Origin of the sequence: Azonexus sp., from assembly GCF_041909095.1 — a bacterium.
Lineage (GTDB): Bacteria > Pseudomonadota > Gammaproteobacteria > Burkholderiales > Rhodocyclaceae > Azonexus.
This window is the reverse complement of record NZ_JAYREB010000001.1, coordinates 521927-539895: the sequence shown is the minus strand read 5'-3', so window position 1 is coordinate 539895 and position 17969 is coordinate 521927. Positions and strand designations below refer to the sequence as shown.

Here is a 17969-nt window from a genome sequence, read left to right as displayed (position 1 = left end):
ACCATGAATCTTGACGACGCCCTGCAGACCTTTGTCATCGAAAGCCGCGAATTGCTCGACAACATGGAGGCCGCGCTGCTCCAGATCGAACAGTCACCGGACGACGCCGACCTGATCAACGCGATCTTCCGTGCCGCCCACACGATCAAGGGTTCGGCCGGGCTGTTCGGCCTCGATCACCTAGTCGCCTTCACCCACGCCGCGGAAAACGTCCTCGATCAGGTACGTGCCGGTGAGCTGCCGATGGATGACGATTTGGTCGCGCTTTTTCTGGAAGTGGGTGATCACATTGCCACCCTGATCGACCTCCTCGCCGCCGGCAGCGCGCCCGGCGATGACGAGCAGGAACGCTCGGCGGCGCTGATTTCCCGGCTCAAGGCGATTCATGCCGCGCCGCCGGAGGCCGCCGCCCAGGTCGTCGAACACGCCACGCCGCTGACCCGCGAAGGGGGCGGTGAGGGCGTCGAAACCGACAATTGGCACATCTCGCTGCGCTTCTCCCGGGATGTCCTCAGGAACGGCATGGACCCGGTGTCCTTCATCCGTTACCTGAGCACCTTCGGCGAGATCGTCTCGATCGTCACCCTGAGCGAGGACATCCCGCGTGCCGCCGAGATGGACCCGGAGGCCTGCTACCTCGGCTTCGAGATCAATTACCGCAGCACGGCCGACAAGGCGACCATCGAAGGCGCTTTCGAGTTCGTCCAGGACGACGCTCAGGTACGCATCCTGCCGCCGCACAGCAAGGCCTCGCAATACCTCGACCTGATCCTCAGCTTGCCCGAGGAAGACATGCGGGTCGGCGAAATCCTCGTCCGCTGTGGCACGCTGACTCGCCACGAACTGGAGCAGGCGCTCAGCGCCCAGGCCGACGCCCGCCAGGAAGGCGTGGCCGGGGCCGAAATCGGCGCCGTGCTGGTCGCCCGCAACGTGGTGCAGCCGGCGGTGGTCGAAGCCGCTCTGCAGAAACAGAAGCAGGTCAAGGACAACAAGGCCGGCGACGCGGCGCTGATCCGCGTCAACGCCGACAAGCTCGACGAGCACATCAACCTGATCGGCGAACTGATCATCGCCAGCGCCGGCATCAACCTCGCCGCCCAGACCAGCGGCCAGGCCGAACTGCTGGAAGCGGCATCGCTGCTCAACCGGCTCGTCGAGAACATCCGCGATTCGGCGCTGCAACTGCGCATGGTGCAGATCGGCGCCACCTTCAACAAGTTCCAGCGCGTCGTACGCGACGTCTCGCGCGATCTAGGCAAGGACATCCGGCTGGAAATCGCCGGCGCCGAAACCGAACTCGACAAGACCGTGATCGAGAAGATCGGCGACCCGCTGACCCATCTCGTGCGCAACTCGATGGATCACGGCATCGAAGCCGCCGACCTTCGCCTCGCCCGCGGCAAGCCGGCGCACGGCACGCTGCGTCTCAACGCCTACCACGACTCCGGCAGCATCGTCATCGAGGTCGGCGACGATGGCGGCGGCCTGCCCAAGGCCAAGATCCTCGCCAAGGCGATCGAGCGCGGCCTGGTCAAGCCCGAGCAGGCCTTGAGTGACGACGAGATCCACGCGCTGATCTTCGAACCCGGCTTCTCCACCGCCGACCAGGTGAACAACCTGTCCGGCCGAGGCGTCGGCATGGACGTTGTCCGCCGCAACATCACCGCTTTACGCGGCAGCATCGAAATCCAGAGCGAAGAAGGTTTCGGCACGACGATCCGCGTCCGCCTGCCGCTGACGCTGGCGATCATCGATGGCTTCCTGGTCGGTGTTGGCGATTCGTCCTTCGTTGTGCCATTGGAGATGGTGGTCGAATGCGTCGAGCTGACGCCGGAAGAGCTGGAAGCGGCGCAAGGGCGCGACCAGCTCAACCTGCGCGGCGAGGTCCTGCCCTTCATCCGCCTGCGCGAACTGTTCGACATGCCTGAGCCGTCCATACCCGAGCCCGCCGCGCTGGCCGAGGGCATGCCCGAGGTCGACCCGGAACTGGCCTTCCTGCTGCAGCCGGTACAGCGCGAGAACGTCGTCGTCGTCAATTACGCCGGCTGTCGCGCCGGCCTCGTCGTCGATGCGCTGCAGGGCGAATACCAGACCGTGATCCGCCCGCTCGGCGCCGTCTTCAACGGCTTGCAGGGCGTCGCCGGCTTCACCATTCTGGGTGACGGGCAGGTTGCCCTGATCCTCGATGTTCCCGGACTGGTGAACCGCATCACGCATTCCGAACACCGGCTGTCAGTACAGATGGCACGCGCCGCACTCCCGCAGGAGCCGCTTGGTGCTGCCGCTCGCACTGAAGGCCCGTTTCTCCAGAAGCACTAACCGACTGTTCAAAAACCGCCACCAGGAGTCACAACCATGGGACTTTTCTCCAGACCCCCGTGCAAGGAAATTGCTGAACTTGCCGAACTGCAAACCAAGTACGACGCACTGCAAACCAGCTACCGTGAACTTGCCGGCCGCAACCAGGCAATCGAACAGTCGATGGGCTCCATCGAGTTCTCCCTCGACGGTACCGTCATCGACGCAAACCCGAATTTCCTGACACTGCTCGGCTACACCCTGGACGAAATCCGTGGCCGGCATCACAGCATGTTCGTCACCCCGGCCTACGCCGCCTCACCTGAATATCGTGCCTTCTGGGAAAAGCTCCGGCGTGGCGAATTCGATGCCGGTGAATACAAACGCCTGGGCAAGGGCGGCAAGGAGTTCTGGATACAGGCCTCGTACAACCCGGTGCGTGACGAGAACGGCAAGCCGACCAAGGTGGTCAAGTACGCCGCCGACATCACCGCCACGAAAATGCGCAATGCCGAATTCGAGGGCCAACTGGCCGCCATCGACCAGTCGATGGCCACCATCGAATTTGCACTCGACGGCACCATCCTGACTGCCAATAAGAATTTCCTCGCCACGCTTGGTTATACGCTGGAAGAGATCCGCGGCCGCCATCACAGCATGTTTGTCGATAGCGCCTTCGCTGGCAGCGCGGAATACCGGGCATTCTGGGAAAAGCTCAACCGGGGCGAATACGACGCGGCGGAATACAAGCGTATCGGCAAGGGCGGCAGGGAGGTCTGGATCCAGGCTTCGTACAACCCGATCCACGACCTCAACGGCAAACCCTACAAGGTCGTCAAGTACGCTACCGACGTCACTGAAGCAAAGCGCTATCAGATGACCGTGGACCGCGTGCTGCGCGAATCGTCGGCAGTCGTCCTGGCGATGGCGGAGGGCGACCTGACTCGCCGTATGGAAGGCGAGTATGAAGGCGATTTCGCCCGCCTGCGCGACGCACTGGACGCTTCGTCGAGTGCCATCCGCTCGCTGGTTGACGATGTCCGCATCCTTTCCCGCGCAGCCATCGAAGGCCGTCTGGCGACCCGCGTTGATGCAGCACGCCACAAGGGTGACTTCCGCCGCATCATCGACGGGGTCAACCAGACCATCGACTACCTGGTCGGCTACATCGACCAGATGCCGCTACCGGCCATGATCATCGACAAGCAGTTCAATGTCCTCTTCATGAACAAGGCGGGTCTGGCGCTCGGCAACACCAACCTCGACCGCCTGCAGGGCAGTCAGTGCGCCAGTTACTTCCGCACCGAAGACTGCAATACCGAGAAATGCGCCTGCAAGCGTGCCATGAATGACCTGCGCCGCAGCGACTCGAGCACGGTGGCACGTCCTGGCAGCAATCTGGAACTAGACATCAACTACATCGGCCTGCCGGTCAAGGACGAGGACGGGACAGTGCTCGGCGCCTTCGAGGTGATCATCGACCAGACCGCGATCCGGCAGGCGCAGCGGCTGGCCAAGAAGATCAGCGACTACCAGGCCGGCGAGGTGATCAAGGTCCAGGGCGTGCTGGAGAGGCTGGCGCGCGGCGATCTTGACGTGGCACTGGAGACGGCAGCGGGGGACAGTGACACCATTGAGGTTCGCCAGACCTTTGGCACGATCAACGCCGCCATCGGCGGGGTGGTTGGCTCGGTGCGCAATCTGGTGCGTGACGCCAACATGCTCAGTGCGGCTGCCGTCGATCTCAAGCTCGATGTCCGTGCCGACGCCACGCAGCATCAGGGCGACTTCCGCCGCGTCATCGAAGGGGTCAACGCAACGCTCGATGCAGTGATCAATCCGCTCAACCTGCTCATTGCCGATGTCCAGGCCCTGGCCCAGGCCGTCGTTGATGGCAAGCTCGACGAACGCAGCGACGCCGGCCGCCATCGCGGCCAGTTCCGCACCGTGGTCGAGGGCCTGAACGGGGTCATGGAAGCGATCGTCGGCCCGGTCAGCGAAATCACCGACGTGATGACCGCCGTCGAATCCGGCAACCTGACGCAGTCGATCCGCACCCAGTATCGCGGACAGTTGCAGGCACTCTGCGACACGGTTAACAACACCATTGCCCGCCTCGCCCAGACTATTTCGGAAGTGAACAACACCGCCGAAACGCTCGCCGCCGCAACGGTGGAAGTTTCTTCCACTGCCCAGTCGCTGTCGCAGGCTTCGTCCGAACAGGCAGCCTCTGTCGAGGAAACTTCGGCATCGGTCGAACAGATGGCCTCGTCGATCCAGCAGAACACCGAAAACGCCAAAGTCGCCGATGGCATGTCGGCCGAGGGTAGCCAGAAGGCATCGGCGGGTGGCGAAGCGGTTAGCGAAACGGTCGGCGCGATGAAGCAGATCGCGCGCAAGATCGGCATCATCGACGACATCGCCTACCAGACCAACCTGCTCGCCCTCAACGCGGCAATCGAGGCCGCCCGGGCCGGCGAGCACGGCAAGGGCTTCGCGGTTGTTGCCGCCGAAGTGCGCAAGCTGGCCGAACGCTCGCAGGTCGCGGCGCAGGAAATCGGCCAGCTCGCGGTCAACTCGGTCGGACTGGCCGAAAAGGCCGGCAAGCTGCTCGACGAAATCGTTCCGGCCACCAAGAAGACCGCCGATCTGGTCCAGGAGATCACTGCCGCGTCGGAAGAACAGAGTGTCGGTGTCAACCAGATCAATACGGCAATGAGTCAGTTGTCGCAGATCACCCAACAGAACGCGTCGGCTTCCGAGGAGCTGGCGGCGACCGCCGAGGAGATGTCGTCGCAGGCCGGTAACCTGCAGGAGCTGATGTCCTTCTTCGATGTGGGGAGCCACGGTCGCAGCAAGCCGGCAACGCACACCGTGAAGCAGACGATTGCTCAAGGTCATGGCCGACGCAAGAGCGCGCAGGCCATTGGTGGCCAGTTGGGTGATCTGGACGAAAGCAGCTTTCAGCGCTTTTGACCCGGGGACTCGATCATGAACCAAGACAAGCAGATCACTCGAGCAACGCCCGGCCAGTCGCCGGTCCTTGCCGGCGACACCGAGCAGCAGCAGTACCTGACCTTCATGCTCGGCGAGGAGATGTTCGCCATCGGCATCCTCGCCATCCGGGAGATCATCGAGTACGGTCAGCTCACCGAGGTGCCGCTGGTGCCTCGTTTCATCCGCGGTGTCATCAACCTGCGCGGCGCGGTGGTGCCGGTGATCGACCTCTCGGTGCGCTTCGGCCGCAGCGCCGGCGAGATCACCAAGCGTACCTGCATCGTCATCATCGAGATCGCCGAGACTCCTGATGCACAGGCGCAACAGATGGGTATCGTCGTCGATGCGGTGTCCGAGGTGCTGGAAATCGCGCCGGCCGACATCGAGCCGCCGCCGGCTTTCGGTACGCGCATCCGCACCGACTTCATTTCCGGGATGGGCAAGGTTGGCGGCCGTTTCGTCGTCCTCCTCGACGTCGAACGCATCCTGTCGCTTGACGAGGTCGCGGTAATTTCCGCCATCAATCAGGGCGAACCAGCCAGCGCCTGATGCTGTTTTTACCGCCATCCGGGACTGGCGCGAGCCAGTCGGGATGGCATGTTTCGCAAACGCCACCAGAAAGCCGCGATGCCCAGTCCCTCCTCTGCCGATGTCGACATCACGCCGGCCGAGTTTGCTAGTTTTCAGCGCCTGATCTTTGAGCTGGCCGGCATCAGCCTGGCCGATGCCAAGAAGCTGCTGCTCGTCGGTCGTCTTGGCAAGCGCCTCAAGCACTATGGTTTTTCCCGCTTTGCCGACTATTACAAATTCGTCCGGGAGAAGGAGAATCAGGCCGAACTGCAGCTGATGATCGACCTGATCACCACCAACGAAACTTACTTCTTCCGCGAACCGAAGCATTTCGATTTTTTGCGCAGTTGCGCCAGCCCGGCGCGGGGAGTGCCTTTCCGGGTGTGGAGCGCCGCGTCGTCGAGCGGCGAGGAAGCGTATTCGATGGCCATGGTGCTGGCGGAAACGCTGGGCGAAGGCCCCTGGGAAGTGGTCGGCACCGACATCAGCACGCGCGTGCTGCGCAAGGCGGAGCAGGGCCACTACTCGCTCGAGAGGATCAGCGGCATTCCGCCGGCGATGCTCAAGAAGTACTGCCTGAAAGGCGTCCGCGAACAGGAGGGAAGCTTGTTGATCATCCGCGAGCTGCGCCAGCGCGTGCGCTTCCTGCACAGCAACCTGTTGGCGCCGCGCAAGGATATCGGTATCTTCGACCTGATCTTCCTGCGCAACGTGATGATCTATTTCGACAACCCGACCAAGCGCAAGGTGGTAGCCAACCTGCTGCCTTACCTGAAACGGGACGGGCATCTGGTGATCGGTCACTCGGAATCGCTGTTCGGCATCACCGACGATTTCGTGGCGCTGCGTCCGACCATCTACCAACGTACCCACTGAGCGCCACCATGTCCGCCGGCATCGCGCGTCCGGAAGTCTTCCTCCATCCTGGCGAATTTCATTTCGCTGCGGCGCCGACCTGTATCGGCACCCTGCTCGGTTCCTGTGTCGCCGTCACCGTCTGGCATCCGCTGCACCGTTTCGGTGGCATGAGTCACATCTTGCTGCCGGGCCGCGAGCGGCCGCCGGGCTCGCTGCCGAACTGCAGGTATGCCGACGAGGCGGTCGAGCGCTTTGTCTACGAGTTGCGTGCGCGCCGGGTGACACCGGGGAGTTGCCAGGTCAAGCTGCTCGGCGGCGGCAACATGTTTGCCGGGACGCGCGCTGGTAACATGGATGTCGGTAGTCGCAACGTCGAGGCAACGCGCGTGGCGCTGGCCGCCTACGGTTTCCGGGTGATGCGCGAGCATGTCGGCGGCGCCAGCCGGCGGCGGCTGACGCTCGATCTGGCGAGCGGCCATGTCTGGCTGGCCTTGCCCGGCGCCGGAGATTTTTCCAAGGAACAACAGTAATGCACAAGATCAAGGTCATGATCGTCGACGATTCGGCGCTGGTGCGCCAGGTGATCACCCAGGCGATCAGCCGCGAGCCCGGGATCGAGGTGATCGCCACCGCGCAGGACCCGGTTTTCGCGATCGACAAACTGAAGGTGCAGTGGCCGGACGTTTTCATCGTCGATATCGAAATGCCGCGCATGGACGGCCTGACCTTCCTGAAGAAGATCATGGCCGAGCGGCCGACGCCGGTGATCATCTGCTCGTCGCTCGCCGACAAGGGCGCGCAGGTGACGATGGAGGCGTTGGCGGCGGGGGCAATCAACATCATCACCAAGCCCAAGCTCAACCTGAAGTCCTTTCTCGAGGATGCGAGCAACGACATCGTTGCGGCGATCAAGTCGGCGGCACGCGCCAACATGCGCGCCGTGCGCAGCATGACTGCCGGGCCGCGCAAGCCGGCCGAGGTGGTGCCCAAGCAGACGGCCGACGCGATGCTGGCCAGCACGCCGCACCAGGGGGCGCGGATGTACGGGACGACCGACCGGGTGGTCGCCATCGGCACCTCGACCGGCGGCACGCAGGCGCTCGAAGCGGTGCTTTCCCGCCTGCCGGCAGTGACTACCGGCATCGTCATCGTCCAGCACATGCCGGAGAAATTCACCGCGATGTTCGCCGAGCGGCTGAACGGCTTGTGCGCGATGGAAATCCGCGAGGCCAGGGACGGCGATCGGGTGCATCCGGGGCTGGTGCTGATCGCGCCGGGCGGCCGGCACATGATGCTGCGCCGCAATGGCGCCCAGTATCTGGTCGAAGTGCGCGACGGTCCGCTGGTCAATCGGCACAAGCCGTCGGTCGACGTGCTGTTCCGCTCGGTCGCCCAGGTCGCCGGCCGCAACGCGCTGGGCATCATCATGACCGGCATGGGCGACGACGGGGCGCGCGGTTTGAAGGAAATGCGCGATGCGGGGGCGACGACGATCGGTGAGGACGAATCGACCTGCGTCGTCTACGGCATGCCGAAGGAGGCGTTCAAGCTCGGCGCCGTTGGCCGCGAACTGCCGCTCGACCAGATCCCGCGCGAGATCATCGGTTTCGGCAGCTGAGCGCGGGCCGCGCTCAGGCGGCGCGCAGCTCGGCCATCTGTTCCGGCGACATCAGGTCGCGCACGCGGTATTCGATGTCGGCCAGCATCGCCAGCTGTCCTTCGAGCGTCTTGCCGACGCTGTCGAGTTCGGCGATGCGGTCTTCCAGCGTGTCGGTGGCCTGGTGGATGCGCTTGATGCTTTCGAGACGGCGTTTCAACTGGATCTGGTGCTCGCGGACCTGCGTTTCCATCGGCGCCATGATTGCCCGCAGCCAGACTTCGGCGTCGCGGTTGGCGCGCTCGAAGGCGCGGCGGACCTGGATCGCCACTTCCTCGAAGAACTTCTGGGTGATGTTGCGCTTGTCGTGGGTGAGCAGCGTCACCACGGTGTTGAGATGGGTGTCGCACCAGGCCTGCAGACGGTCGATTTCGCGTTCGTAGCGGAGCAGCGAGAAGGCGGTCGGGGCGCCGAGCTTGAGTCCGTGCTCGACGGCGAACTTCTTGTAGACGGCGTCCATCATGGCGAGAATCTCGGCGATCTCGCCGTTCGACTTGGCGAGCGCCTCGCGGGTGCGGGCGAAGAAGCCGCCCATGGCGTCCGACAGGGTCTTGGAGAAGCGGGCTTCGAGCATGTTCTCGCGGGTTTCGCCGGTGAGCTGGCGCAGGCGGTCGATGCCAAGGTGGCCGAAGAGGTTGTTGGTCAGCGTCGAGAAGACGCTGCGTACCGCGTAATAGCGCTGCAGCCCGGCTTCGAATTCCTCCTTTTCGGCGCGGATCTTGCCCATCATGTATTCGACGACGCCGCGGTTCTTGCCGCGCAGTTCGGCCAGTTCGTCGAGCTGTTCGCGCAGGCCGGCGAAGCGGGAGTCGAGCAGGGCGCGGACGCGGGCGACGACATCGCCGAATTCGGCGTCGGTGCTTTCGCAGACGATTTCGCGCTTGGCCGGGATCAGTTCGCCGGACAGCGCTTCCTCGAGCGCCGGCAGGCGGCTGCGGGCGAGCAGCGCGGCGTCTTCGTTGATCTTGGCGACCAGGCCCTTCTGGGCCGAGACCGGGAAGATCTGGCTGGCCGGCAGGTTGAGGATGGCGGCGCAGCTATCGACCTGGCGGGCGATTTCGGCGTCGATCGCCGCCGCCGACTTGAGTTCGTCCCATTGCCCGTCGATCTTGTTCAGCACCACCATGCGGCCGCGCCGGGCGTTGCCGTTGCCGGCGATGTGTTCCTTCCAGATGGTCAGGTCGGACTGGGTGACGCCGGTATCGGCGGCCAGGATGAAGAGCACGGCGTGGGCGTTCGGCAGTTGCGACAGGGTTAGCTCGGGTTCGGCGCCGATCGCGTTGAGTCCCGGCGTGTCGAGGATGACCAGGCCCTGCTTGAGCAGCGGATGCGGGAAGTTGATCAGGGCGTGGCGCCAGCGCGGTACCTCGACCAGCCCGTCGGCGCCGATCCGGTAAGGGTCGGCTTCGCCCTTGCCGACCTCGAAGCCGAGTTCGCCGGCTTGCGCCGGCGTGACGCGAATCGTCTCGCTGACGTGATGCAGGGCGGCCTGCATGTCTTCCGGCGAGTCACCATTGAGCGGCAGTTGCGTCCATTCCTCGGCAAAGCGCTTGTACTCGCTGACGCTGGCGTTGGAAGCGCGGGTCTGGATCGGCAGCAGTTCGATGCAGGGCTTCTTGCTGGCGTCGAACAGCAGTTCGGTCGGGCACATCGTCGTCCGGCCGGCCGACGAGGGCAGCATCCGGTTGCCGTACTCGGCAAAGAAGATGGCGTTGATCAGCTCCGACTTGCCGCGCGAGAACTCGGCGACGAAGGCGACGTTGAGCCGGTCTTCGCGCAGCCTTTCCTGCAGTTGCGAGAGGCGGAGGTCGATCTGCCCGTCGGACAGCTCATTCTCCGCCAGCCAGTGCTGGAACTCGGCGATATCGTTGGAAAGCAGCGTCCGCCAGGCGGAATAGGCGGCAAATTGATTGGCGAGCGACATGACGGAAGTTCCGGCGACAGTACGAGTATCCAATTTAGCATAAGTGGCCCGTGCTGCCGCGCGCTTTCAGCGCTGACAGGCTGGGCAATAGTAGGTACTGCGGCCACCCTGGCGGATCTGTCGGATGGCGCCGCCACAACGCAGGCAGGGTTCGCCGGCGCGATCATAGACGCCGGCCTGGATCTGGAAGCAGCCGGCGCCGCCGTCGCTGTGCACGTAGTCGCGGATGCTGCTGCCGCCGGCGGCGATGGCGTCGCTCAGGGTGGCGCGGATGGCGTCGACCAGGCTGGCGCAGCGCAGGCGGCTGATCCGGCTGGCCGCGCGCAGCGGCGAAATGCCGGCGCGGAACAGGCTTTCCGCGGCGTAGATGTTGCCGATGCCGACTACCATATGGCTGTCCATCAGCACCGGCTTGACCGGGCCGTGGCGCCGCGCCAGCGCGGCGTGCAGCCAGTCGCCGGTGAACTCGTCGGCGAGCGGCTCGATGCCGAGTATGGCGAGCAGCGGGTGCTGCTCGACCGTTGCTGGCGCTCCCGGCTGCCAGAGAACGACGCCGAAGCGCCGGGGGTCGGCGAAGCGTAGCGTCTGCCCGGGCAGGACGAGGTCGAAGTGATCGTGCTTTTCCGGCGGCAGGTCGGCGGGAACGAAGCGCAGGTTGCCCGACATGCCGAGGTGAATGATCAATGTGCCTTCGACGCCGGCGCGCCGGCAGTCGATCAACAGGTATTTGCCGCGCCGGCGCACGGCGACGATGCGGCAGCCCGGCAGCAGCTCGCGCAGCTCGCCGGGGATCGGCTGGCGCAGCTTCGCCGCACGCTGCACGATGGCGCGCACGACCTCGCCTTCCAGCTCGGGGGCGATCCCCCGGCGACAGACTTCAACCTCCGGCAACTCCGGCATCGCTTGTTCCCCCGTCAATTCCCAAATAACATCGCAAACTACTTCGATATTATGCGTTCAAATACGCAGGCCAACCGGAAAGCCACCATGTCCCCGAAGCAACTCGTCGTCGCCCTCACCCTGGCCCTCGGCCTGCCTGCCTGGGCTGCCCCGCCGCCCAGCGAGGATCTGCTCGGGCGCACCGTGTTCCAGGTCCTGCTCGGCGAACTGGCGCTGCGCCAGGGGGCGGTCGGACTCAGCGTGCAGGCCTGGGCCGATCTGGCCGAGCGCACCCGCGACCCGAAGGTCATCGCCCGCGCTGTCGAGGTCGCCGGTTTCGCCGGTGACAACGCTCGCGCCCTGGCGCTGGTCGAGTTGTGGCTGAGCGTCGAACCGGAATCGACGCCGGCCCGCCAGGCGCAACTGGCGCTGCTCGTCCATGCCCGCCAGGTCGATCAGCTGCAGCCGCATCTGGTTGCCTTGCTGGCAAGCGATAAAGAAAACCTCGGCGAGAACCTGCTGCACCTGAACCGCATGCTGGCGCGCATTCCCGACAAACAGGCGGTGCTTGCCCTGCTTGACGCCGTGCTGCCGCCTTATCTGGAATTGCCGGAAGCGCGTTTCGCGCTGGCCCAGGGTGCGTTGGCCGCCGGCGACGAGGCGCGGGCGCTGCGCGAGACCGAAGCGGCGCTGGCGCGCAAGCCGGACTGGGCCATGGCGGCGATTGCCCGCGCCAAGCTGGTGGCGCGTCAGGATGCCGAAAAGGGAATCGGCAGTCTGCGGCAGTTCGTCGCAGCCCACCCGGACGCCCGCGACGCCCGTCTGGCGCTGGCCCAGATGCTGGTTGCCGAAAAACGCCTGGACGATGCCCGGCAGCAGTACGACCGCTTGCTCAAGGATTTTCCGGATGAGCCGGCGGTGCTCTATCCGGCCGCCATCCTGACCTTGCAGCACGGTGAGCGCGAGGCCGGGATCGCCCTGCTCGAACGTCTGCTGGCGACGCCTTTCGCCGACCGCGGCAGCATCCATTACCTGCTCGGGCAGATTGCCCAGGAAGCCGGACAGAACGAGCAGGCAATCGAGCATTACCGGCGCGTTGTCAGCGGCGACCGGCATGTCGCGGCGCGCGCCCGCATCGCGACGATCCTGCTCGAACAGGGCAAGAGCGACGAGGCCCTGCGCCTGCTGCGCGATACGCGTGGCGCGACGCCCGGCGAGCGGGCCCAACTGGTGCTGGCCGAAGCCCAGCTGCACCGCGACAGCGGCCGCGAGGACACCGCTTATGCGACGCTCAGGAAGGCCCTGGAGACCGATCCCGACAGTCCCGACCTGCTCTACGACGCGGCGCTGACCGCCGAACGGCTGGGGTTGTACGAGCCGATGGAATTCCACCTGCGCCGCCTGCTCAAGAAGCACCCGGATCACCCCCACGCGCTCAACGCGCTCGGTTATTCCTTCGCCGACCGCAACATCCGCCTCGACGAAGCCGAGCCGCTGCTCACCCGGGCCGTCGAACTGGCGCCGGAAGACCCCTTCATCATGGACAGCCTGGGCTGGCTGCAGTACCGCCAGGGCAAGCTCGACGTCGCGCTGCAGACGCTGCAGGCCGCCTACCGGATCAAGCCCGACCCGGAAATCGCCGCCCACCTGGCCGAGGTGCTGTGGCAGGCCGGTCGCCAGGACGAGGCACGCCGGCTGCTGCAGGAAGCGCAGCGCAATGCGCCGGACAACAAGACGCTGGGCGCGGTGATCAAGAAGTACCTGCCTTGATCCGTCGCCTGAGCGGCCTTGCCGCCGCGCTGTTCCTTGCCGCTTGTGCCCAGTTGCCGGCCGGGCCGCTGCCGCAGCGCGAGCAGCTGGAGAATTTCGCCGTCACCGGCCGCTTCGCGCTGCTCGCGCGCCTGGCTGACGGCAGCAGCGAAAGCAGCGGCGGCCGCCTCGACTGGAGCCACGGCCGGGACGGCGATCGCCTGCTGCTCGCCAACCCGCTCGGCATCGGCGTCGCCGAACTCCACAGCGGCGGCGGCCGGGCGCGCCTGATCACCAGCGATGGCCAGAGCCGCGAAGCCGCCGATGCCGAACAACTGCTCGCCGAAGTCACCGGCCAGGCGCTGCCGATCGGCCGCCTCGCTGGCTGGCTGCTCGGTCGTCCCGGTCCCGGCGGCAGCCTCGACCGCGATCAATTCGGTCGCCCGCTGCGCCTCGCCGAAGCCGGCTGGCGCGTCGACTATGCCTACGCCGACGACGACCCGGCGGCACCGCCGATGCGTCTGACGGCGAGCAACGCGGCGCTCGAACTGCGGCTGCGCATCGAAACCTGGAAAGCCCTGCCATGAACGACTGGAACTGGCATAGCCGCTGGCCGGCGCCGGCCAAGCTCAACCTCTTCCTGCACGTCGTCGGCCGCCGCGCCGATGGCTACCACCTGTTGCAGACCGTCTTTCGCTTCATCGACCGCTGCGACTGGCTGCGCTTCTCGCCGCGCGCCGACGGCCGCATCGAGCTGGCGACCCCGACCCCGGGCGTCGCCCCGGACGACGATCTGACCGTACGCGCCGCCCGCCTGCTGCAGCAGCATACCGGCGACCGCCAGGGCGTGACGATCCATCTCGAGAAGACGCTGCCGATGGGCGGCGGCCTTGGCGGCGGTTCGTCGGATGCGGCCAGCGTGCTGCTCGCCCTCAACCACCTGTGGCGGACTGGCGTGCCGCGCGGCGAACTGGAAAAACTGGGGCTGGCGCTGGGCGCCGACGTGCCGGTCTTCATCCACGGCCGCAACTGTTTCGCCGAAGGCGTCGGCGAAACCTTCACCGATGTCGACCTGCCAGCGGCCGCTTATCTCGTACTGCAACCGCCGGTGCAGGTGCCGACGGCGGCGATCTTCGGTGCGCCGGACCTGCGTCGCGACACGCCGGCGATCAAACCCGCCGACTGGCGGCCGGGCGTCGGCGGCAACGACCTGGAGGCCGTCGCCGTCGCCGGCTTTCCCGCCGTCGCCAGCCATCTTGCCTGGCTGCGCCAGCAGGCGCCGGGCGCCATGATGACCGGCTCCGGGGCCTGCGTCTTCGCCGCCTTCGCTGGCGAAGATGCGGCTGTGGCCGCTGCTTCCCGCATGCCGGAAGGCATGATCGGCTGGGTCGCCAACGGGCTGGCGCAACATCCATTGGCAGAAATTGCACAATAGGGCTGGATTTCCGTAAAACCCTCCTGTATCATTCGCGCCTCGTTCGAACGAGACCCCGTCCGAACGAACCGCAGGGGAGTCGCCAAGTTGGTCAAGGCACCGGATTTTGATTCCGGCATTCGAAGGTTCGAATCCTTCCTCCTCTGCCAGTTTCCCTTCGGGCAGGTCTTTGGCCTGCCCGATTTTCATTGTATCGGGCCTTCGCGGCGCGCGCGGAGCCCGGAGGAATGCGGAAATGGCCTATAACAGCCTGATGGTCTTCACCGGCAATGCCAACCCCAAGCTGGCATCCGACGTCGCCAAGCATCTCAACGTCGATCTCGGTCGGGCCAACGTCGGCCGCTTCTCGGACGGCGAAGTCAGTGTTGAACTGCAGGAACACGTGCGCGGTCGCGACATCTTCGTGCTGCAATCGACCTGCGCCCCGACCAACGACAACCTGATGGAACTGCTGGTCATGGTCGATTCGCTGAAGCGCGCCTCGGCCGGCCGCATCACTGCCGCCATTCCCTATTTCGGCTACGCCCGCCAGGATCGCCGCTCGCGCTCGTCGCGCGTGCCGATCGCCGCCAAGCTGGTCGCCAACATGCTGGTCGCCTCCGGCGTCGACCGCGTGCTGACGATGGACCTGCACGCCGAACAGATCCAGGGCTTCTTCGACATTCCAGTCGATAACATCTACGCCCTGCCGATCCTGCTCGACGACATCCGCAAGCAGAATTACGAAAACCCGATGGTCGTCTCGCCCGACCACGGTGGCGTCGTCCGCGCCCGTTCGCTGGCCAAGCGCCTCGAATGCGACCTGGCGATCATCGACAAGCGCCGTCCGAAGGCCAATGTTTCCGAAGTGATGAACATCATCGGCGATGTCAAGGGCCGTAGCTGCATCATCATGGACGACATGGTCGACACCGCCGGCACCCTGTGCAAGGCCGCCACCGCGCTGAAGGCCAACGGCGCCAGCAAGGTCGTTGCCTACTGCACGCACCCGGTGCTCTCCGGCCCGGCCGTCGAGCGCGTCAATACTTCCGATCTCGACGCCCTGGTCGTCACCGACACCATTCCGCTGCGCGACGATGCCGCTGCCTCGCCGCGCATCCGCCAGCTGTCGGTGGCCGAAATCATGGCCGAAACCATCCGCCGCATCAGCAACGACGACTCGGTGTCGTCCTTGTTCATCGATTGAGTTTTTTCAACCTTCCCGGTCTGGTCGCGGATCGGGAAAACACCTGGAGCAGTACCATGCAATTTGAAGTCATCGCCAACGTGCGCAACCTGCAGGGAACGAGTGCGAGCCGCCGCCTGCGTCGCGCCGGCACCGTCCCGGGCATCGTCTACGGTGGCAACGCCGCCCCGATCGCCATCGAGACCAACCACAACGACCTGCTGCTGAAGCTGAAGAAGGAAGCCTTCCATTCTTCGATCATCAACCTGGTCATCGACGGCAAGAAGGAACAAGTCCTGCTGCGCGATTTCCAGAAGCACGCCTACAAGCCGCTGGTCCTGCACATCGACTTCCAGCGCGTCGACGCCGACCATGAGCTGCACATCAAGGTGCCGCTGCACTTCGTCAACGAAGAAAACGCGCCGGGCGTCAAGCTCGGTGGCGGCCTGGTCAACCACGTCATCGGCGAACTGGACATCCACTGCCTGGCCAAGGACCTGCCGGAATACCTGACGGTCGACGTCGGTGCCCTGAAGGTCGGCGAAAACATCCACGCTTCCCAGATCGCGCTGCCGCAAGGCGTTGCCCTGGTCAAGCACGGTGATGAAGACCCGATCGTCGTCAGCATCGTCGGCAAGGGCGGCGCCCAGGCTGACGAAGGCGAAGCTGCCGCGTAATTCCTGCCGATTCGTCGTGCTGGCCGCCGCAGGCATTTGCCCCGGCGGCCTTTTCGCATAGATCGCACAAGTCACCATGAGCACGCCCCGTCTCGTCGTCGGCCTCGGCAACCCCGGCCCGGAATACGAAGCCACCCGGCACAACGTCGGTTTCTGGTTCGTCGACCGGCTGGCCGAGTCGTTGCGCGTCAGCCTGGCGCCGCAAGCCAAATTCTTCGGCAAGGCGGCGCGCGCCGGCGAACTCTGGCTGCTGCAGCCGAGCACCTACATGAACCGCTCCGGGCAGGCGGTCGCGGCGCTGGCCAATTTCTACAAGATTTCCCCGGCCGAGATCCTCGTCATACATGACGAACTCGACCTGCCGCCGGGCGGCATCCGTCTCAAGCAGGGCGGCGGCAACGGCGGCCACAACGGCCTGAAGGACATCCAGGCCCGGCTCGGTACGCCGGATTTCTGGCGTCTGCGTCTCGGCATCGGCCACCCGCGCACGCTCAACCTGGCCCAGCAGGTGGTCGATTTCGTCCTCCATCCGCCGCGCAAGGAAGAAGCGCCCGACATCGAACATGCCCTCCAGCGCAGCCTGCTGGCGTGGCCCCGCATCGCCGCCGGTGACTATCCCGGCGCCCAGCAACAGTTGCACGGCAAAGCCGTCTGAGGAAAAGAACATGTCTTTGAAATGCGGTATCGTCGGTCTGCCCAATGTCGGCAAATCCACCCTGTTCAACGCGCTGACCAAGGCCGGCATCGAAGCCGCCAACTACCCGTTCTGCACCATCGAGCCGAACGTCGGTATCGTCGAGGTGCCCGATCCCCGCCTCAAGGCCCTGTCCGAAATCGTCAAGCCGCAGAAGATCCAGCCCGCCATCGTCGAGTTCGTCGACATCGCCGGCCTGGTCGCCGGTGCGTCGAAGGGCGAAGGCCTGGGCAACCAGTTCCTCGCCAACATCCGCGAAACCGACGCCATCGTCCACGTCGTCCGTTGCTTCGACGATCCGAACGTCGTGCACGTCTCCGGCAGTGTCGATCCGATCCGCGACATCGAGGTGATCGACACCGAACTGGCGCTCGCCGACATGGCCACCGTCGAAAAGGCGCTCAACCGCTACAAGCGTCCGGCCAGCGCCGGCGACAAGGAAGCCAAGATCCTGGTTGCCGTGCTGGAAAAATGCTTCGCCCAGCTTGATCAGGGCAAGGCGGTGCGCGCCCTTGATCTCTCGAAGGAAGAATGGGCCAGCCTCAAGCCCTTCTGCCTGATCACCGCCAAGCCGGTGCTTTATGCTGCCAATGTCGCCGAAGACGGCTTTGCCGACAACGCATTGCTGGCCAAGGTCGAAGCGCATGCCGCTGAAGAAGGCTCGCAGGTGGTCGCGCTGTGCGCGTCGATCGAAGCCGAGATCGCCGACCTCGAAGACGCCGACAAGGTCGAATTCCTCGAATCGATGGGCCTGCACGAGCCCGGCCTCGATCGCCTGATCCGTGCCGGCTACAAGCTGCTCGGCCTGCAGACCTACTTCACCGCCGGGGTCAAGGAAGTGCGCGCGTGGACCATCCACGCCGGTGATACCGCGCCGCAGGCGGCTGGCGTCATCCATACCGACTTCGAGCGCGGCTTCATTCGCGCCCAGACCATCGCCTACGAGGACTTCATCCAGTTCAAGGGCGAGGCCGGCGCCAAGGAAGCCGGCAAGATGCGCGCCGAAGGCAAGGACTACGTGGTCCGCGACGGCGACGTCCTGAACTTCCTGTTCAACGTCTGACCG

The 17969-nt window shown here is 65.1% G+C and carries 15 protein-coding genes and 1 tRNA gene; 14 read left to right on the top strand and 2 right to left on the bottom strand.

The genetic code is table 11. The features are described 5' to 3' along the window. Nucleotides 1-3 precede the first annotated feature (3 nt). The 6 genes from ACE3OV_RS02635 to ACE3OV_RS02610 all read left to right on the top strand — a co-directional run bounded on the left by ACE3OV_RS02635 (nucleotide 4) and on the right by ACE3OV_RS02610 (nucleotide 8341). Entirely contained in the window at nucleotides 4-2319 is a 2316-nt protein-coding gene (locus ACE3OV_RS02635) for a chemotaxis protein CheA (protein ID WP_374324749.1), read from the top strand. A gap of 36 nt (nucleotides 2320-2355) precedes the next feature. After that, nucleotides 2356-5274 carry a PAS domain-containing protein gene (locus ACE3OV_RS02630; protein ID WP_374324747.1) on the top strand — a complete coding sequence of 973 codons (2919 nt, stop codon included), beginning with the start codon at nucleotides 2356-2358 and terminating at the stop codon, nucleotides 5272-5274. Nucleotides 5275-5289: 15 nt separating this feature from the next. Further along, on the top strand, nucleotides 5290-5844 hold the full coding sequence (locus ACE3OV_RS02625) for a chemotaxis protein CheW (RefSeq protein WP_374324745.1): 555 nt from the start codon (nucleotides 5290-5292) through the stop codon (nucleotides 5842-5844). Between the two features lie 78 nt (nucleotides 5845-5922). Continuing rightward, entirely contained in the window at nucleotides 5923-6741 is an 819-nt protein-coding gene (locus ACE3OV_RS02620; protein ID WP_374324743.1) for a protein-glutamate O-methyltransferase CheR, read from the top strand. An 8-nt stretch (nucleotides 6742-6749) separates the two neighbouring features. Further along, entirely contained in the window at nucleotides 6750-7253 is a 504-nt protein-coding gene (locus ACE3OV_RS02615) for a chemotaxis protein CheD (protein ID WP_374324741.1), read from the top strand. Further along, nucleotides 7253-8341 carry a chemotaxis response regulator protein-glutamate methylesterase gene (locus ACE3OV_RS02610; protein ID WP_374324739.1) on the top strand — a complete coding sequence of 363 codons (1089 nt, stop codon included), beginning with the start codon at nucleotides 7253-7255 and terminating at the stop codon, nucleotides 8339-8341. The genes ACE3OV_RS02615 and ACE3OV_RS02610 overlap by 1 nt, the downstream gene beginning before the upstream one ends. Before the next feature lie 13 nt (nucleotides 8342-8354). On the opposite strand, the gene ACE3OV_RS02605 is transcribed toward ACE3OV_RS02610, so the two are convergent. Together ACE3OV_RS02605 and mutM are read right to left on the bottom strand one after the other, a co-directional pair. Beyond that, the gene (locus tag ACE3OV_RS02605) at nucleotides 8355-10304 is read right to left on the bottom strand and encodes a dynamin family protein (RefSeq protein ID WP_374324737.1); all 1950 of its coding nucleotides are present in this window, start codon (nucleotides 10302-10304) and stop codon (nucleotides 8355-8357) included. A 66-nt stretch (nucleotides 10305-10370) separates the two neighbouring features. Beyond that, nucleotides 10371-11204 carry a bifunctional DNA-formamidopyrimidine glycosylase/DNA-(apurinic or apyrimidinic site) lyase gene (gene mutM / locus ACE3OV_RS02600; protein ID WP_374324735.1) on the bottom strand — a complete coding sequence of 278 codons (834 nt, stop codon included), beginning with the start codon at nucleotides 11202-11204 and terminating at the stop codon, nucleotides 10371-10373. A gap of 87 nt (nucleotides 11205-11291) precedes the next feature. Between mutM and ACE3OV_RS02595 the strand changes: the two genes are divergently transcribed. From ACE3OV_RS02595 to ychF, 8 genes are all read left to right on the top strand, one after another. Next, complete coding sequence (locus tag ACE3OV_RS02595; RefSeq protein ID WP_374324733.1) at nucleotides 11292-12953, top strand: tetratricopeptide repeat protein; 1662 nt, start codon at nucleotides 11292-11294, stop codon at nucleotides 12951-12953. Then, nucleotides 12950-13519: a lipoprotein insertase outer membrane protein LolB gene (lolB, locus tag ACE3OV_RS02590; RefSeq protein ID WP_374324731.1), complete on the top strand. Its 570-nt coding sequence runs from the start codon at nucleotides 12950-12952 to the stop codon at nucleotides 13517-13519. The genes ACE3OV_RS02595 and lolB overlap by 4 nt, the downstream gene beginning before the upstream one ends. After that, complete coding sequence (ispE, locus tag ACE3OV_RS02585; RefSeq protein WP_374324729.1) at nucleotides 13516-14367, top strand: 4-(cytidine 5'-diphospho)-2-C-methyl-D-erythritol kinase; 852 nt, start codon at nucleotides 13516-13518, stop codon at nucleotides 14365-14367. The genes lolB and ispE overlap by 4 nt, the downstream gene beginning before the upstream one ends. Before the next feature lie 72 nt (nucleotides 14368-14439). Continuing rightward, nucleotides 14440-14516 (top strand) — tRNA-Gln (locus ACE3OV_RS02580). An 86-nt stretch (nucleotides 14517-14602) separates the two neighbouring features. Beyond that, on the top strand, nucleotides 14603-15553 hold the full coding sequence (locus ACE3OV_RS02575) for a ribose-phosphate pyrophosphokinase (RefSeq protein WP_374324727.1): 951 nt from the start codon (nucleotides 14603-14605) through the stop codon (nucleotides 15551-15553). A gap of 56 nt (nucleotides 15554-15609) precedes the next feature. After that, nucleotides 15610-16209, top strand: a complete 600-nt coding sequence (locus ACE3OV_RS02570) for a 50S ribosomal protein L25/general stress protein Ctc (RefSeq protein WP_374324725.1) — start codon at nucleotides 15610-15612, stop codon at nucleotides 16207-16209. Nucleotides 16210-16285: 76 nt separating this feature from the next. After that, nucleotides 16286-16864, top strand: a complete 579-nt coding sequence (pth, locus tag ACE3OV_RS02565; RefSeq protein ID WP_374324723.1) for an aminoacyl-tRNA hydrolase — start codon at nucleotides 16286-16288, stop codon at nucleotides 16862-16864. A 10-nt stretch (nucleotides 16865-16874) separates the two neighbouring features. After that, nucleotides 16875-17966, top strand: coding sequence for a redox-regulated ATPase YchF (ychF, locus tag ACE3OV_RS02560; RefSeq protein ID WP_374324721.1), 1092 nt, complete (start codon nucleotides 16875-16877; stop codon nucleotides 17964-17966). The last annotated feature ends 3 nt before the right edge of the window (nucleotides 17967-17969 follow it).

Excerpts from the sequence above, each read along its gene's own strand:
- ACE3OV_RS02635 (WP_374324749.1), top strand. The coding sequence starts at position 4 with ATGAATCTTGACGACGCCCTGCAGACCTTTGTCATCGAAAGCCGCGAA.
- ACE3OV_RS02630 (WP_374324747.1), top strand. The coding sequence starts at position 2,356 with ATGGGACTTTTCTCCAGACCCCCGTGCAAGGAAATTGCTGAACTTGCC.
- ACE3OV_RS02625 (WP_374324745.1), top strand. The coding sequence starts at position 5,290 with ATGAACCAAGACAAGCAGATCACTCGAGCAACGCCCGGCCAGTCGCCG.
- ACE3OV_RS02620 (WP_374324743.1), top strand. The coding sequence starts at position 5,923 with ATGCCCAGTCCCTCCTCTGCCGATGTCGACATCACGCCGGCCGAGTTT.
- ACE3OV_RS02615 (WP_374324741.1), top strand. The coding sequence starts at position 6,750 with ATGTCCGCCGGCATCGCGCGTCCGGAAGTCTTCCTCCATCCTGGCGAA.
- ACE3OV_RS02610 (WP_374324739.1), top strand. The coding sequence starts at position 7,253 with ATGCACAAGATCAAGGTCATGATCGTCGACGATTCGGCGCTGGTGCGC.
- ACE3OV_RS02605 (WP_374324737.1), bottom strand. The coding sequence starts at position 10,304 with ATGTCGCTCGCCAATCAATTTGCCGCCTATTCCGCCTGGCGGACGCTG.
- mutM (WP_374324735.1), bottom strand. The coding sequence starts at position 11,204 with ATGCCGGAGTTGCCGGAGGTTGAAGTCTGTCGCCGGGGGATCGCCCCC.
- ACE3OV_RS02595 (WP_374324733.1), top strand. The coding sequence starts at position 11,292 with ATGTCCCCGAAGCAACTCGTCGTCGCCCTCACCCTGGCCCTCGGCCTG.
- ispE (WP_374324729.1), top strand. The coding sequence starts at position 13,516 with ATGAACGACTGGAACTGGCATAGCCGCTGGCCGGCGCCGGCCAAGCTC.
- ACE3OV_RS02575 (WP_374324727.1), top strand. The coding sequence starts at position 14,603 with ATGGCCTATAACAGCCTGATGGTCTTCACCGGCAATGCCAACCCCAAG.
- ACE3OV_RS02570 (WP_374324725.1), top strand. The coding sequence starts at position 15,610 with ATGCAATTTGAAGTCATCGCCAACGTGCGCAACCTGCAGGGAACGAGT.
- pth (WP_374324723.1), top strand. The coding sequence starts at position 16,286 with ATGAGCACGCCCCGTCTCGTCGTCGGCCTCGGCAACCCCGGCCCGGAA.
- ychF (WP_374324721.1), top strand. The coding sequence starts at position 16,875 with ATGTCTTTGAAATGCGGTATCGTCGGTCTGCCCAATGTCGGCAAATCC.